Annotated in this window: 16 protein-coding genes; 3 read left to right on the forward strand and 13 right to left on the reverse strand. The window is 34.6% G+C overall.

Going from position 1 to position 14,821, the window contains the following annotated elements:
• Window positions 1-27: 27 nt before the first annotated feature.
• From ACB104_RS02480 to ACB104_RS02515, 8 genes are all read right to left on the reverse strand, one after another.
• Entirely contained in the window at window positions 28-846 is an 819-nt protein-coding gene (locus ACB104_RS02480) for an enoyl-ACP reductase FabI (protein WP_370476697.1), read from the reverse strand.
• Window positions 847-950: 104 nt separating this feature from the next.
• The gene (recN, locus tag ACB104_RS02485) at window positions 951-2,603 is read right to left on the reverse strand and encodes a DNA repair protein RecN (protein ID WP_370476698.1); all 1,653 of its coding nucleotides are present in this window, start codon (window positions 2,601-2,603) and stop codon (window positions 951-953) included.
• 55 nt (window positions 2,604-2,658) lie between these two features.
• Window positions 2,659-3,546: a type IX secretion system protein PorD gene (porD, locus tag ACB104_RS02490; protein WP_370476699.1), complete on the reverse strand. Its 888-nt coding sequence runs from the start codon at window positions 3,544-3,546 to the stop codon at window positions 2,659-2,661.
• Window positions 3,539-4,750, reverse strand: coding sequence for a bifunctional phosphopantothenoylcysteine decarboxylase/phosphopantothenate--cysteine ligase CoaBC (gene coaBC, locus ACB104_RS02495; protein ID WP_370476700.1), 1,212 nt, complete (start codon window positions 4,748-4,750; stop codon window positions 3,539-3,541). The genes porD and coaBC overlap by 8 nt, the downstream gene beginning before the upstream one ends.
• A 90-nt stretch (window positions 4,751-4,840) precedes the next feature.
• On the reverse strand, window positions 4,841-5,167 hold the full coding sequence (locus ACB104_RS02500) for a DNA-directed RNA polymerase subunit omega (protein ID WP_370476701.1): 327 nt from the start codon (window positions 5,165-5,167) through the stop codon (window positions 4,841-4,843).
• Between the two features lie 12 nt (window positions 5,168-5,179).
• Window positions 5,180-6,010 (reverse strand): outer membrane protein assembly factor BamD, encoded by an 831-nt coding sequence (locus tag ACB104_RS02505; RefSeq protein ID WP_370476702.1) that lies wholly within the window; start codon window positions 6,008-6,010, stop codon window positions 5,180-5,182.
• 117 nt (window positions 6,011-6,127) lie between these two features.
• The gene (gene dapA, locus ACB104_RS02510; RefSeq protein WP_370476703.1) at window positions 6,128-7,003 is read right to left on the reverse strand and encodes a 4-hydroxy-tetrahydrodipicolinate synthase; all 876 of its coding nucleotides are present in this window, start codon (window positions 7,001-7,003) and stop codon (window positions 6,128-6,130) included.
• A complete protein-coding gene (locus tag ACB104_RS02515) occupies window positions 6,996-7,526 on the reverse strand; it encodes a DUF6913 domain-containing protein (protein ID WP_440871013.1) in 531 nt (176 codons plus the stop codon). Before ACB104_RS02515 ends, dapA begins: the two co-directional genes overlap by 8 nt.
• Before the next feature lie 123 nt (window positions 7,527-7,649).
• On the opposite strand from ACB104_RS02515, the gene ACB104_RS02520 reads away from it, so the two are divergent.
• Together ACB104_RS02520 and ACB104_RS02525 are read left to right on the forward strand one after the other, a co-directional pair.
• Window positions 7,650-8,345 carry a 5'-nucleotidase C-terminal domain-containing protein gene (locus ACB104_RS02520; RefSeq protein ID WP_370476705.1) on the forward strand — a complete coding sequence of 232 codons (696 nt, stop codon included), beginning with the start codon at window positions 7,650-7,652 and terminating at the stop codon, window positions 8,343-8,345.
• A 38-nt stretch (window positions 8,346-8,383) separates the two neighbouring features.
• Window positions 8,384-9,301 carry a bifunctional metallophosphatase/5'-nucleotidase gene (locus tag ACB104_RS02525; protein ID WP_370476706.1) on the forward strand — a complete coding sequence of 306 codons (918 nt, stop codon included), beginning with the start codon at window positions 8,384-8,386 and terminating at the stop codon, window positions 9,299-9,301.
• Here the strand turns inward: ACB104_RS02525 and ACB104_RS02530 are convergent.
• Window positions 9,298-10,050, reverse strand: a complete 753-nt coding sequence (locus tag ACB104_RS02530; protein ID WP_370476707.1) for a hypothetical protein — start codon at window positions 10,048-10,050, stop codon at window positions 9,298-9,300. The two genes, ACB104_RS02525 and ACB104_RS02530, sit on opposite strands and share 4 nt — an antisense overlap.
• Before the next feature lie 172 nt (window positions 10,051-10,222).
• Between ACB104_RS02530 and ACB104_RS02535 the strand changes: the two genes are divergently transcribed.
• Window positions 10,223-10,603 (forward strand): DoxX family membrane protein, encoded by a 381-nt coding sequence (locus ACB104_RS02535; protein WP_370476708.1) that lies wholly within the window; start codon window positions 10,223-10,225, stop codon window positions 10,601-10,603.
• Window positions 10,604-10,608: 5 nt separating this feature from the next.
• Here the strand turns inward: ACB104_RS02535 and ACB104_RS02540 are convergent, their stop codons facing one another.
• The 4 genes from ACB104_RS02540 to ACB104_RS02555 form a co-directional block, all read right to left on the reverse strand.
• The gene (locus tag ACB104_RS02540; RefSeq protein ID WP_370476709.1) at window positions 10,609-11,346 is read right to left on the reverse strand and encodes a hypothetical protein; all 738 of its coding nucleotides are present in this window, start codon (window positions 11,344-11,346) and stop codon (window positions 10,609-10,611) included.
• Between the two features lie 87 nt (window positions 11,347-11,433).
• A complete protein-coding gene (ligA, locus tag ACB104_RS02545; RefSeq protein ID WP_370476710.1) occupies window positions 11,434-13,431 on the reverse strand; it encodes an NAD-dependent DNA ligase LigA in 1,998 nt (665 codons plus the stop codon).
• On the reverse strand, window positions 13,431-14,285 hold the full coding sequence (prmC, locus tag ACB104_RS02550) for a peptide chain release factor N(5)-glutamine methyltransferase (protein WP_370476711.1): 855 nt from the start codon (window positions 14,283-14,285) through the stop codon (window positions 13,431-13,433). Before prmC ends, ligA begins: the two co-directional genes overlap by 1 nt.
• Window positions 14,285-14,776, reverse strand: coding sequence for a GNAT family N-acetyltransferase (locus ACB104_RS02555; RefSeq protein ID WP_370476712.1), 492 nt, complete (start codon window positions 14,774-14,776; stop codon window positions 14,285-14,287). Before ACB104_RS02555 ends, prmC begins: the two co-directional genes overlap by 1 nt.
• Window positions 14,777-14,821 lie beyond the last annotated feature (45 nt).

Raw genomic sequence — 14,821 nt, forward strand, 5'->3', positions numbered from 1 at the left:
GGCTTTTCCTTAATAAAAAATTTTATTTTATTCGTCACCAACAAAGGTACTCATAACTGCGTCGCTAACACCCATATTACTAAAACCTCCATCATTGTAAAGGTTTTGTAGGGTAACTCGTTTGGTTAAATCACTAAACAAGGTTACGGTATAGTTTGCACAGTCTAACGCCGTAGCGTTACCTAATGGCGACATTTTATCGGCGTAGGCAATAAAACCATCAAAACCTTTTACACCACTGCCTGCAGTTGTTGGTGTTGGTGATTGAGAAATGGTATTTACACGTACTTTTTTATCTCTTCCGAAGAAATAGCCAAAACTACGCGCAATACTCTCTAAATACGCCTTATTATCGGCCATGTCGTTGTAATCTGGAAACACGCGTTGTGCGGCCATGTATGACAATGCCACGATACTTCCCCACTCGTTCATGGCATCAGCCTTATAAAGTGTTTGCATCACCTTATGAAATGAAATTGCAGAAACATCAGTACCTTTTTGTGTCCATTCGTAATTTTGATCAGTGTAGTGTTTTCCTTTTCTAACGTTAATAGACATCCCTATGGAATGTAACACAAAATCTATTTTGCCTCCCAAAATCTCCATGGACTTTTCTACCAAATTTCGTAAATCTTCCAAAGAAGTGGCATCGGCCGGAATAATTTCAGAACCTGTTTTTTCAGCCAACTCATTAATTTGCCCCATACGCATAGCTACTGGCGCATTCGTTAAAACAAATTTTCCACCTTCTTCATGTACACGCTCTGCCGTTTTCCATGCAATAGAATTTGAATCTAGTGCCCCAAAAATGATTCCTTTTTTTCCCTTAAGTAAATTATATGACATATCTATTTTGTTAAGTCGCTAGTTGTATAGCTGTTTAGTTAATTAGTTTTAATACTTTCAAAAATACTAAACTTTATACTTTTTATTTTAAACTTTTTACTTTTTTAGTTTAGCAATTCCTTGGCGTGGGCTATGGCAGATGACGACATTTCTGAGCCCCCGAGCATTTGGGCTATTTCAACAATGCGCTCATCATAATTCAATTTTGTTAAATTGGTTTGCGTAACGTTGTTCACATCTTCCTTATAAACTTTAAAATGTGAATGCCCCTTGGCAGCAATTTGAGGTAAATGGGTAATGGAAAACACCTGCATGGTTTTGCTCATTTCCAACATAATATCGCCCATTTTATTTGAAATTTCACCAGAAACACCTGTATCAATCTCGTCGAACATAATAGCTGGCAACTGGATATATTGAGCCAAAACCGATTTTATGGCCAACATAATTCGCGATAACTCACCACCCGAAGCTACCTTTTTCAACTCATTAAAACTGCCTCCCTTGTTGGCTGAAAATAAAAAGGACAACTCGTCCCTTCCATTGTTAAAGAAATCATCACCATAAACCAATTGCATTTTAAATTGTGCATTGGGCATGCCCAAACTACTTAAAATGGTTTCCAATTGTTGCTTTAAACCAGGAATAACTTCGATTCGTTTTTTATTTAGTTCTTTCGAAATGGCATTCAGTTCCTTTTCTTTTGAGGTTATTTCTGCTTCCTTCTTTTGAATGTTGCCATCCAAATTTTCTGTAACCAAAACTTTTTCTTCAAGCTGGTTTCTAATCTCAACCAATTCCGAAATACCTGAAGCGGCATGTTTTTGCATTAAGTTATGAAGAACCTTAAGCTTGCTATCTACAACTTCCAATCGGTTGGGATCGGCATCCAAATCTTCTTGCAAATTGTTGACCTCATTGAATAAGTCGTCCATTTCAATTAAACTGCTATTGGCTCGGTTGTACAAATCTTCATATTTTGATGAAAATGTTGACAACTTTTGAAACGCATTTTTTAAAGCTGTTAGCGTCGACAAAACCCCTATTTGGTCCTCACTTAATAGCTGATACGCTTCGGCAAGTTTTTCTTTAATGCCTTCAATATTATTTAGGGTTTCGTATTCTTCTTCTAAAACTTCAAGTTCCCCTTCAACCAATTTAGCTTCAACCAGTTCATTCAACAAAAATGTATTGTAATCGTGCTCTTTAATGGCTTCGGCTTTAAAATTTAAAAGCTCATTTAATTGCTTTTTGAGTGACTTGTAATTTTTTAATTCTGTCTTATAGGTTTGTAAAAGCTCGTCATTTTTTGCCAAAGCATCAATAATCTGAAATTGGAATTCGTTGCTGGTAAGCTCCAAGGTTTGGTGCTGTGAATGAATATCAATCAGCCTTTCACCCAAAAGTTGCAAACTACTTAAGTTTACTGGAGAATCGTTAACAAAAGCCCTTGATTTTCCAGAAGGCAAAATCTCTCTTCTAATGATAGTTTGCTCTTCAAAATCAAGGTCCTCTTCCTCAAAAATTGATTTTAAATTATAATTTGAAATATCAAAAACAGCTTCGATAATACATTTTTCGGAAGTATCCTTCATACTACTTAAATCGGCACGTTTACCAAGAACAAGCGACAAACCACCAAGTAAAATAGACTTACCGGCACCGGTTTCACCTGTAATGATGGAAAATCCACTATTGAAATCAATCTGAAGATGATTAATTAAAGCGTAGTTTTTTATGGAGAGGGAGGTTAGCATATTTCGGTTTGCAGTAGTTAATTCCAGGCTTCTGTCTTTAAACTTCTGGCCAAAATCAATATTTAATATTTTGCCATTTGCTATTGTGCATTGGCGCAACTTTTTGAAGTGTTTCTTTTACAGCAGCAATGTTTACACTTGGACCGTCAGTGAAAATTTGCTCAATTTCATCAGCTTTGGAATCAAAAAACGTGCGCAATAAAAATGAATTTGGGCGGCGGCTGTTCATGGCCTGAAACTTTTTCAAGGATTCAGCAATTTCATCCTTTCCGGTCTTAACATCTTTACTCATAACATCCAATCCATTTCTATGATAGTTGTACATAACATCCCTGTATTCTTTAAATGTTGGGGACAGCACGTTGTCAATTATCGCAAAACGGCTTTGCAGTCCATCTTCAACTTTCCAGCCCTTAAAATTTCCTTGTTGGGAATAATTGGTAATAACCTGGGCCTGACGGTAATATTCATCACCACCATTTTGTTCAAAAGAATCGGCATCCAAAGCTAAAATCATATAAACATGAAATGCCAAAACCGAAACCAAATTAGATTCAAATTGAGACGGATTGTAAATTAGATTTTGAAATTCTAAATACCTAAACGTGAAATCCTTGTCATTGAAATTGTAAAGGGGCGTACTAAATGAGGAGCCATAAACCGGTCGACCGGACTGAACTTGCAAAGTTGCCTGAAAATTTTCACCGCTGTAATCACTGACATTGATAATCATGCTGCAATTAATACGCTCTTGGGGCTTAACGGTTTTGGTGGTCCATTTTGTGTTGTTAACGAACTCGGTAAGTTGCTTTTCTAAAGTTTTAAAGATTGGGAAATTTTCATTTCCTGTTTGTTCGGCATTAACCACCAAACTACAATTTAATTCTTGTGAAAACCCTTTAATTGAAAGGAAAAACAATAGTATGACTAAAAAGTTACGCATTAATTTCTGATATAATTTTATTCATTAAATCTGCGGCCACATCAGCTTTCGACTTTAATTCAAACTCCATTATTTGGTTTTTGTCATCAATAAAAATCACTTTATTGGTGTCACTTTTAAAACCGGCTCCTTTATCATTCAACGAATTTAAAACAATTAAATTTAAATTCTTCTTTTTTAGTTTTCCTTTTGCATTTTCAAGTTCATTCTCTGTTTCCAATGCAAAACCGACCAAATATTGCTGTTTTTTGATGTCTCCCAAAGAAGCCAAGATATCCTTCGTTTTTTCCAGCTCTAAAATTAACGTATCAGTCTTCTTTTTTATTTTCTGGTTAGCTACTTCTTTTGGTGCAAAATCGGCTACTGCAGCCGAAAGTATGGCTACATCAACATTCTTGAAATATTTATGTACAGCTGCATACATCTCATTTGCACTGACTACGGGAATAAGTTCAATTAAACTATTTGATACTTTTTGATGGGTTGGCCCTGAAATTAAAATAACCTCAGCACCCAATTTTGCAGCAGCTTTAGCGATTTCAAATCCCATTTTTCCGCTGGAATGGTTTCCAATAAAACGAACTGGATCAATGGCTTCGTAAGTCGGTCCAGCTGTAATCAAAACTTTTTTTCCACGTAGTGGAAGTTTGCCTAAAATGTCGTTTTCAATAAAAGCAACAATATCCTCTGGTTCGGCCATTCTCCCCTCGCCAACTAAACCACTTGCCAATTCACCACTTGTTGCAGGAATCATGATATTACCATAACTTTTTAAGGTCTCAAAAGACTGAAGTGTACTTTGGTGTTTGTACATATCCAAATCCATAGCGGGTACAAAATACACTGTGCATTTTGCCGACAAGTATGTTGCTAAAAGTAAATTATCACAGGTACCATTGGCCATTTTGGACATTGTATTTGCCGTTGCCGGAGCAATGATGAACAAATCTGCCCACAGACCCAAATCAACATGACTGTTCCATACGGCATTGTCATCTTCCTCATTGGTAAACGAAGAATACACGGGGTGTTCAGATAGAGTTGATAAAGTTAACGGTGTTATAAAATCTTTTGCAGCTGGCGTCATAACCACTTTTACGCTAGCACCAGATTTAACCAATAACCTTACCAGTGAAGCTGTTTTATAGGCGGCAATACCTCCTGTAATTCCAAGTAGAATATTTTTTCCACTTAATATACTCATAAAACCCATGTTTATTAACCAAACAAACTCCAATACCATTTATAAAAACGGTATTGGAGTTTATTTAATGGTGTATAAATTTAGAAATTATTATTGAGAATCTTCCTCGGTATTTCTAAAATAAACCTTATCAGTTAACCATTCTTGAACGGCCAATGCATGAGGTTTTGGTAATTTTTCGTAAAATTTTGACACCTCAATTTGCTCTTTGTTTTCAAACACTTCCTCAAGACTATCATTGTAAGTGGCAAATTCTTCCAACTTATCAATAAGTTCTTTTTTTATTTCTGTGTTGATTTGTTCTGCACGCTTTGAAATGATAGAAATAGACTCGTAGATGTTTCCAGTTGGCTCATCTATTTGATTTCTATCGTACGTTACCGTATTTACCGGAGCATTGGTTTTTTTTAAATCCATTTGAAATTGTGTTTAACTTTTTGTGCTGTATCTTTTTAATTCTTCGTCAATATTTATGGCCATTTCGTTAACCTCATCAATAAATTTTGAGTTACTAAATGATTGTTTGTAGGATCTAGCAAAATCCTTGGCCTCTTCAAGTCTATTTTTTTTGAGATAGACCAAGCCATCTTGAATGGTACTTTTATATTCAACACTGTTCATGGCCAGTTTATAAGCTGAATCTAATCTGTAAAATAAAGCTTCTTCACGCAATCTTGACCCTGGAAATTCAAAAATGAAATTATCAAACGATCTTACGGAAGCAGGATAATCAGATATGTGATTATACTGTTTGGCTATTTCGAAGGCTTTCTTTTCTAATTTAAAATCCAATTCCTGAATCAACTTATTGGATTCTGCCACATATTCAGAATCAGGAAAAACATTGATAAACTCTTGAAGCTTTTCAATAGCTTCTTTGGTTTCTTTTTGATCTTTAGAATATCTTGGCGAAAGCATGTAATAGCTTTTGGCACCAAAAAACGCAGCTTCTTCAACCTTTTCACTTTTTGGATAGCTTGACGTAAAACGCTCAAACTGATAACCCGCCACATAGTAATCCTTCATTTTATAAAATGAATTGGAATATAAAAACATTAACTTTTCAGCTTGCGGTTTCCCTCTATAATTCGGTACTATTTGAGCAAATAATCTATTCGCTTTTGAAAATTCACCTTCATTATAGAGTTCTTCTCCTAATTTAAACTTTGTGGCAATATCCTCAGACTTTAAAGCCTTTTGAAATTCGCTACAACTTGTTAAAACAGTGAAAACAAATACTATGCAAAAAAACTTATTCATTAATTTTTATTACAGCTTGCAAAATTAAGCTATTAAAATGGATTTTAAAAATATTATTTCACGGCTAAAATAAAGGCTAAAATCCAATAAATACAAGGTTTAAGTTATATTTAACAACTAAAAGTTTTTCACAAAATCTGCTATTTTGGCCTTCAAGCTGTTTGATGCTGGAACCAAGGGCAATCTTACGGTATCTCTGCACAATTTTAGGGCTTCAAAAACACCTTTTATGCCTGCAGGGTTGTTTTCTTCAAAAATATACCCAATAACATCCATTAATTTAAAATGCAATTTGTAGGCTGCTTTGGCATCACCTTTAAGTCCCAAACGGATCATTTCTGAAAATTCCTTTGGAAATCCTTGTCCGATTACGGAAATAACGCCGGCTCCACCAGCTAAGACAACTCCCAATGCTAAATCGTCATCACCAGAAATCACTAAAAAATCTTCTGGTTTGTTTTTAATTAACTCTAAATATTGGGCCATATTGTTTCCAGCTTCCTTAACTGCCACAACATTTTTAAAATCGTTGGCCAACCTTAACGTAGTTTTAGGTTCTATGTTTTTGGATGTGCGCCCAGGAACATTGTACAGAATAACATCAATGGGAGAAGCCTCCGCAATAGCCTTAAAATGCTGATAAATACCTTCTTGAGTAGGTTTGTTATAGTAAGGTGAAACCGATAAAATGGCGTCTATCTTGCTCAAATCGGTTGCTTGAATTTCTTCAATAACGGCAGCTGTATTGTTGCCGCCTATACCCAAAACCATGGGTACGCGCCCGCTATTGGCCTTGACAATGGTTGCTATAACTTCCTTTTTTTCTTGCTTGGTAAGGGTTACACTTTCTCCTGTGGTTCCACAAATCACTAGATATTCAACACCATTGTCAATATTATAATTTACAATATTGGCTAGGGCTTCATGGTCTAAGCTCAAATCTGCATTAAATGGGGTAACCAATGCAACTCCTGTTCCTAAAAACTTACTCATTATTATTTATTTTATTTAATATAGTTAGGTATTTTAAAATTTCCTTTTTAAACAGGTCAAACTCCTTTAAATTGGTTTTAATTATTAAATCGTTTAGGCGCTCATCTGTTTGTAAAATGCCAATTTTAAATTTGGCTTGAGAAAGGGTGGTCATCAATTTAAGTTCTAAAACTTCATCGTTATAATAACTGATTAAAAGGTCGAATTTTGTGTTCAGGAACTCCTGTAATTCTAAATTATTAATCTTTCCATTCCAACCAAAATCTTTTGGGTTGTGGCATTCGTCCCAAGAATTTAAATCATCCTTTTCGCTTTCTGAAAATGCCACAATTTTTAACCTATTCGGACGAATCTCTATTTGATTGGCAAGTTTTCTAAACGCCTCAAAATCATCAAACTCATCAATATTTAAGATAACGCCCAAACTTACAACCTTGTTATCGGTAACATTTACTTGTCGCTCTGATAACAATTTGTTCAAGTACTTTTTATTAGATTTTGCTTTAAAACCCTTTAAAATCATTTACCTTTATACTTTCCGCAAAGGTAGCAAAAGTACATTCAAATTATTTAATTATACATGAGGTTTACACATTTCTTTATTTTGTTATATATTTTTGTTTTATCAAGTTGCAAACAGCAACAAATGCACCTCTCTAAAATTGAAGGCGAACAAATTGCAATAACAGATTCCCTAGTGAAAGACCCTGAAATTGAATCTTATTTAAAACCTTTCAGGGATAATATTCAAAAAGACCTAGATAGCATTTTGGCCTATTCGGCAGACACTTATACGAAAACGGATGGTGAGTTTAATACAGCTATTGGAAATTTTATGGCAGATGCGGTTTTTAGTGAATCCAACCCTATTTTTAAAAGTAGAACGGGCCATGATATCGATATGGTTTTGCTTAATCATGGTGGTATACGCTCAATACTGTCAAAAGGTAACGTTACCAAGAGAACAGTTTTTGAATTGATGCCCTTTGAAAACAGTGTCGTTGTAGCTGCCCTAAAAGGCACGCAAATAGAAAAGATGATTCGTTATTTGGCTGACACTAAAAAGGCGCATCCAGTATCGAAGCTTAAGCTGGTCATAGACCAAAATTTTGACGTTGTGGAAGAAAAAATCAATGGAAATGAAATTTATGAGGACAGTATTTATTATGTGGCAACCAATGACTATTTATGCAATGGAGGTGACAATATGAGTTTTTTCAAACCAAATGATAGCGTTTACGTTTTAAACTATAAAATTAGAAATGTTTTAATGGATAAGTTTATGAAGCTGGACACTGTTAACCCAAAAATGGATGACCGGTTTATTCAAATCAACAGATAAAAGAACGCACTATAAAATTCAAAATTTCAAAAAAAAAAATGAAACGTAGAACATTTATACAACAAGCCTCAGCAGGAACCGCCTTAGTATCTTTGAGTAGTTTTGGCTTGCAGTCTTTTACATCTTTAGAGAAAAGCCCCAAAATAACCATTTTGCACACCAACGACGTACACAGCCATATTGATGCTTTTGGCCCCGAAGATGGCAGAAATGCCAATAAAGGTGGCGTTGCCAGACGTGCAAGTTTAATTGAGTCCATTAGAAAAGAAAACCCAAATACTCTTTTATTGGATGCTGGTGACATTTTTCAGGGCACACCATATTTCAATTATTATGGTGGCGAACTGGAATTCAAACTAATGAGCAAATTAAAATATGATTTGGCGACCATTGGCAACCACGATTTTGATAATGGCATTGAAGGCCTTTATGCACAGATGCCCCATGCAACATTTGAGTTCGTTTCTGCAAATTATGATTTTTCAAATACCATAATGGATGCACATACCAAACCTTATAAAATATTATCAAAAGCTGGTATTAAAATAGGTATTTTTGGTTTAGGTATTGAGTTGTATGGTCTGGTAGACCCAGCTATGTTTAAGGAAACCAAATATTTAAACCCCATTGAAATTTCACAGGATATGACGCGCATTTTAAAAACTGAAGAAAAGTGCGACCTCATTATTTGTCTCTCCCATTTAGGGTATAATTACAGAAAAGAGCCCAATAAAGTTAGCGACTTAAAATTAGCGGAAGCCACAAAGGATATTGATTTAATTATTGGGGGGCATACACATACCTTTCTTTCCAAACCAACTATTGTAAAAAATATTGAGGGCAAAAATATGCTCGTAAACCAAGTAGGTTGCTACGGAATTAATTTGGGAAGAATTGATTTTTATTTTGATTCCAACAAAAATAAGTCTGCAAACGGCGCATCAATTATAGTCTAGGCAAAAGTGATTTCAGAATAGTACACCTCATAGTCTTCAATAGGCTTCAACCTATTCAAACTATGTTCCTCAATCATGAATTTAATTATTTGGTATAATCCAACAACATATAGCAATTTATGAAGAAATATAAAATTCCAGTTGTACGCAAAGTAAATAACAAAATAATCTACTAGCGAAGTGAAGGCAAAGCAAATGGCAGCCGTTAGAAATAATATGGCCGATTTGGTTTGTGTGTTCAAATAATAACCTAAGGACATAAAGGCGAACACCAATAAACCTAAACAATTTAGCACGAACATATAGAAATCGGTATCCTCTAAAATAAAATATCTGAAAATATCAATGACCTCATAAACAAAAAACAAACTGATGGTAAAAACGGTCAATAGATAAATACCTACCAATTTATGCACTTCCTTTACTTTAAATTTTTGACCCGATATGAAGATCAAACTCACAAGTGCTGCTAACGATGTAATATTTAAAATGTAAAAATCCTCAGTTTTTAAATTAACCAACCCAAATGCATTTCCTAAAAAAGAGAAGAACAAAAAGAAAATAAATGGGATGTTTTGAAATTTATATTTTATTAAATACACACCCGAAAAAACAGGTATAATCGTTGGTAAAATAAACTGCAGTAAATTTTCACTTCCATAAAAATAATCAAAACCAATTGAAATGATTATGGTTAAAAAAAGTCCGAAAAAGACATTATTGAAATTACGAGAATACCAATTTTTCATGATTAAGACATAAGTAGGTTATTACAAATATAATAATATTTATAAATTATAACGATAAAAACATACCCTTCATCGATATTTTATTCAAAAATATTCGTTCATCGAAAAAATCATGTCTCAATTTTAAGTTGTTACCCCAAAAAACGTCTAAAACTTTATCAAGATTTATAAGATGAAAAAACACCTCCCTCTATCCTTAAGAATAATTGTATCCATTATTCTTATTCAAACTTTACGTTTTAAGTTTTTTGCACATCCAGACAGCGTCTATATTTTTCAAAAAATTGGTTTGGAGCCTTATGGAAGAATTACCATTGGTATTTTAGAGCTTATTTCTGGAATTTTATTGCTCATTCCGAAAAAAGTTTGGCTTGGGGCAAGCCTAGCTTTGGGAATTATTGGCGGTGCTATTTTTATTCATTTAACACAACTCGGGATAGAAGTAAATGGCGACAGTGGCGTATTGTTTGCAACTGCTGTAATAACTTTTATTCTTTCGGCTATAATTATATACTTGTATCGGAAAGATATTCCTCTTATGAATTTTAAATAAACCGCCTAATCAACAAACATAAATTGTTCATTTTTGTTGGCAACATTATTTAATTTTGATTGCTGGTAAAGTAAATAAAAAGCCAATAAAATCAGTGTGGTTGATAAAAAGTTCAATATACCTCGTTCGGAAATATAAATGTAGGCCACATCCATAACTTCAGAAAAAACGATACATAAAGAACCTAAAAACAGGTACAAGGATTTTTTGTTGTCTCTATAAAAATAATTCAACAACGACAATGGCAACAAAAGAAGGGCCACAATATTATAGGCCAACTCAAAATAATAATCGTTTTGTACAACCAAATTAGGACTGATTATAACTTGCAGCACATAAATAAAATAAATATTTAGTGCTATAAGGACAATAGCATGAACTAAGTAATGCTTCAGAATATGTTTAAAGCTTATAGACTTGCAAATCTTTATTACCAAAAATAAATAGGAAATCATATATAAAAGATTACCACTGTAATAATTGAAGTCATAAAGAGAACCAGACTCATCAAAAGGCATACTATCTATAACTAAACCCATCAAATCTGATATGGAATAAAACACCAAAAATAACAGAAACAATCTTTTCTTGTCTTTGATAAGTAACAAGTAGATTAAAGTAATGAGAGGTACAATTAACGACCGTGAATAATAGGCTATACCATCGTTTCCGCTAAGTTCAAAAACAGCGAATAATATATAACATAATAAAACAAACCCGATCAAGACTTTTGACTTGTTCATGAGAGATATTTTAGCTTCGGGTCAAATATATATAAAAATTTTGTATTTCAACGTATAAAAATGTTTTTTATCGATAAAAAATAGATTTTAATTCAATTTTTGTAAGAATTCATATTCATTTATTATATCTATACCGAGTACTTCAGCCTTTTCTTTTTTGCTTGGCCCCATGTTATCACCTGCCACAATGTAACTCGTTTTAGAAGAAATGGAGCTACTAACCTTCCCACCATTATCTTCTATTAATTTTTTCAGCTCGTTTCTGGAAATGGACTCGAAAACACCCGAAACAACAATAGATTGACCTTCTAAAATACTCGTCTTTCCCTCAAGTTCCTCAGCAGACATCTCTAATTGAACGCCGAAATGCCTTAACCTGTTAAGGATGTTTTTGTTTTCTTCGGAAATGAAAAATGCATGGACACTTTCTGCAATTTTAACTCCGATTTCGTCTACACTAACCAAATCTTCAGGTGAAGCTGATGCCAATGCATCAACACTTTTATAATGTTTAGCCAGCTTCTTTGCCACAGTCTCTCCAACATATCTAATTCCTAAGGCGTAAAGAACACGTTCAAAAGGAATATTTTTTGATTGTTCTATCCCATGGATTAAATTATCAGCACTTTTTTCTGCCATACGCTCTAAAGGAATTACCTGTTCCCTGGCTAATTCATACAAATCTGAATAATTGTAAATCAATCCTTCGCTAACCAAAAGAGCCACGGTTTCTCCGCCCAAACCTTCTATATCCATAGCTTTTCTGGAAATATAATGCTGGATTCTACCTATTATTTGAGGTTTGCAGCCATTATAATTTGGACAGTAATGCTGGGCCTCTCCTTCTTGCCTGACGAGTTCTGTACCACATTCTGGGCAATTGGTTATGTATTGTGTGGGTCGGGTATTAATCGGACGCTTTGTTAAATCTACACCTAAAATTTTAGGAATGATTTCTCCTCCTTTTTCAACAAAAACCTCATCGCCTACCCTTATATCCAACTTTTCAATTTGATCGGCATTATGCAAAGAGGCACGTTTTACGGTTGTTCCAGCCAATTCTACAGGCTCTAAATTAGCAACCGGCGTGATGGCTCCTGTTCTACCCACTTGATATACAATACTATTTAACCGCGTAGAAACTTGTTCTGCCTTAAATTTATAGGCCATGGCCCAACGTGGTGCTTTGGCCGTATAACCCAATTCTTCCTGCTGCTGTAAATCGTTGACTTTAACCACAACCCCATCGGTTTCATAAGGTAAACCATGACGGTGTATGTCCCAATATTCAATAAATTCCAAAACCTCATCAATGGAATTCACCAACTTAGCTGCCTCGGGCACTTTAAAGCCCCATTGTCTTGCCTTTTCCAAACCTTCAAATTGGCTTTTTGTACCTAAATTATTACCTATGATATTGTATAGCAAACACTCCAATGGTCTTTTGGCCACCTCTGCACTATCTTGTAACTTTAAACTGCCCGATGCTGTATTTCTTGGATTTCGATAAGGTTCTTCGCCAATTTCTATGCGCTCTTCGTTCATTTTATTGAAGCCTTCAAAAGGCAAAACAATTTCCCCACGGATATCAAACTTTATTGGATAATCTCCTTTTAATTGTAAAGGCACGGATTTTATGGTTTTTACGTTGGCCGTAACATCATCTCCCTGAAATCCATCACCGCGCGTTACCGCTTTTTGGAACAAACCGTTTTCATAAGTTAAACTAATGGAAGCTCCGTCATATTTTAGTTCACAGGTATATTGTACATGGCCATCAACCAATTTTTTAATGCGCTTCTCCCAATCTTGCAAATCTTCTTTAGAGTACGAATTATCCAAAGAATACATACGGTATTCATGGGCAACGGTTTCAAAGTTTTTTGTTATGGCACCACCAACACGCTGCGTTGGGGAATTGGCATCAAAAAACTCGGGGTGATTTGCCTCAAGCTCTTGAAGTTGCTTTAGTTTTATATCGAACTCGTAATCTGAAATGGTCGCATTGTCCAAAACATAATAATTGTAGTTGTGTTCGCGAAGTTCTTTACGCAAAGCTTCTATTTGTTGTTTTACTCCACTCATTAACTTTTTACGGCTTTGATCATCCTATCTTTTTTAAAAATGTCTTGTTTTAGTTCAATATTTATGAAATTCTTGCGTCTCAATAAATCAATCATATCCTTTCCCAGATATTCATTAATCTCAAAATATAAGGCACCTTGCTCCTTTAAATTATCTACCGCAAATGATGAAATGACCTCATAAAACAACAGGGGGTTTTCATGGTTTACAAAAAGGGCCAAATGGGGCTCGTTATCCATAACATTTGATTTCATAAACTGTTTTTCCTGTTCGCGAATATATGGGGGATTGGAAACAATGATATCGTATTTTATTGATTTTAAACTTGTTTGTGCATTATCGGATAAAATATCGCCTTCAAAAAAATCGACCACAACACCATTTAACTTTGCATTTAGTTTTGCAACCTCAAGTGCTTTTTTACTAATATCCAATGCATGTATTTTGGCCTTGGGCAAATGCTTTGCTAAAGAAACAGCAATACAGCCACTCCCGGTCCCGATATCCAAAATATGCACTTCGGCAGCCTTATCAACTTTCTTTAAAACCCATTCAACCAATTCTTCCGTTTCCGGCCTGGGTATTAACACCCCGTCATTCACTTTAAAGGTCAGTCCATAAAACTCTGTTTCACCCAAAATATATTGTATGGGTTTTTCCCCTTTTAGGGCCGTCAAACTTTTTAAAATAAGTGCTTCATCCTCAACCGACAATTCAGGATCTGTGGCCAATTGTATGCGTTTTACCTTATAATGGGATTCAGCCAACATATAAAAGAAACTATCCACCTCTTCGGAAGCATAAATAGAATCTAATTCTTTGTGGAAACTATGTTGAATGGCCTTTAACTTCATTATAAATCTTTAATCATCCAAACACCACAGGAATAATGACCGGTATTGCCCAAAGCATTCGATAAATGTTTAAATCCATAACTTTCATAAATATGGATGGCTGCTTTTAACTGTGAAGCAGATTCCAAATAACATTGTTTATAGCCTAATTGTTTTGCTGATTCCATACATTTTTCAAAAAGCATTTTGCCATAGCCTTTATCTCTAATTTTTGGCGAAAAGTACATTTTTTGAATTTCGCAGATTTCATTTTCAAAGTCAGTGAGTGGTTTTACACCACCACCGCCCAAAACCTCTCCATTGCTTTCAATTACAAAATAAACATCATTTTCATTTTGGTAGGATTCAAACATTTTTGACGTTTCAGGATCAGAATACGCCGTGCCTTCCAATGGAATTTTAAATTCATGAAAACAATCTCGAATAACCTGCTCAATTTGTTGGTTATCTTGAGGTTCAATTTCTCGAATAACTATAGTATCTTTACTCACTGTAATGGCCACTTTTAAAGTAGTGAAGATACGGTAAATCAAAAA

Origin of the sequence: Tamlana flava (genome assembly GCF_041287255.1) — a bacterium.
GTDB lineage: Bacteria > Bacteroidota > Bacteroidia > Flavobacteriales > Flavobacteriaceae > Tamlana > Tamlana flava.

What these genes read in the sequence shown, in the direction of transcription:
- prmC (WP_370476711.1), bottom strand. Translation starts at nt 14,285, where the DNA reads ATGAAGTTAAAGGCCATTCAACATAGTTTCCACAAAGAATTAGATTCT.
- ACB104_RS02535 (WP_370476708.1), top strand. Translation starts at nt 10,223, where the DNA reads ATGAAAAAACACCTCCCTCTATCCTTAAGAATAATTGTATCCATTATT.
- recN (WP_370476698.1), bottom strand. Translation starts at nt 2,603, where the DNA reads ATGCTAACCTCCCTCTCCATAAAAAACTACGCTTTAATTAATCATCTT.
- ACB104_RS02525 (WP_370476706.1), top strand. Translation starts at nt 8,384, where the DNA reads ATGAAACGTAGAACATTTATACAACAAGCCTCAGCAGGAACCGCCTTA.
- porD (WP_370476699.1), bottom strand. Translation starts at nt 3,546, where the DNA reads ATGCGTAACTTTTTAGTCATACTATTGTTTTTCCTTTCAATTAAAGGG.
- ACB104_RS02515 (WP_440871013.1), bottom strand. Translation starts at nt 7,526, where the DNA reads ATGATTTTAAAGGGTTTTAAAGCAAAATCTAATAAAAAGTACTTGAAC.
- coaBC (WP_370476700.1), bottom strand. Translation starts at nt 4,750, where the DNA reads ATGAGTATATTAAGTGGAAAAAATATTCTACTTGGAATTACAGGAGGT.
- ligA (WP_370476710.1), bottom strand. Translation starts at nt 13,431, where the DNA reads ATGAGTGGAGTAAAACAACAAATAGAAGCTTTGCGTAAAGAACTTCGC.
- ACB104_RS02530 (WP_370476707.1), bottom strand. Translation starts at nt 10,050, where the DNA reads ATGAAAAATTGGTATTCTCGTAATTTCAATAATGTCTTTTTCGGACTT.
- ACB104_RS02480 (WP_370476697.1), bottom strand. Translation starts at nt 846, where the DNA reads ATGTCATATAATTTACTTAAGGGAAAAAAAGGAATCATTTTTGGGGCA.
- dapA (WP_370476703.1), bottom strand. Translation starts at nt 7,003, where the DNA reads ATGAGTAAGTTTTTAGGAACAGGAGTTGCATTGGTTACCCCATTTAAT.
- ACB104_RS02505 (WP_370476702.1), bottom strand. Translation starts at nt 6,010, where the DNA reads ATGAATAAGTTTTTTTGCATAGTATTTGTTTTCACTGTTTTAACAAGT.
- ACB104_RS02520 (WP_370476705.1), top strand. Translation starts at nt 7,650, where the DNA reads ATGCACCTCTCTAAAATTGAAGGCGAACAAATTGCAATAACAGATTCC.
- ACB104_RS02500 (WP_370476701.1), bottom strand. Translation starts at nt 5,167, where the DNA reads ATGGATTTAAAAAAAACCAATGCTCCGGTAAATACGGTAACGTACGAT.
- ACB104_RS02540 (WP_370476709.1), bottom strand. Translation starts at nt 11,346, where the DNA reads ATGAACAAGTCAAAAGTCTTGATCGGGTTTGTTTTATTATGTTATATA.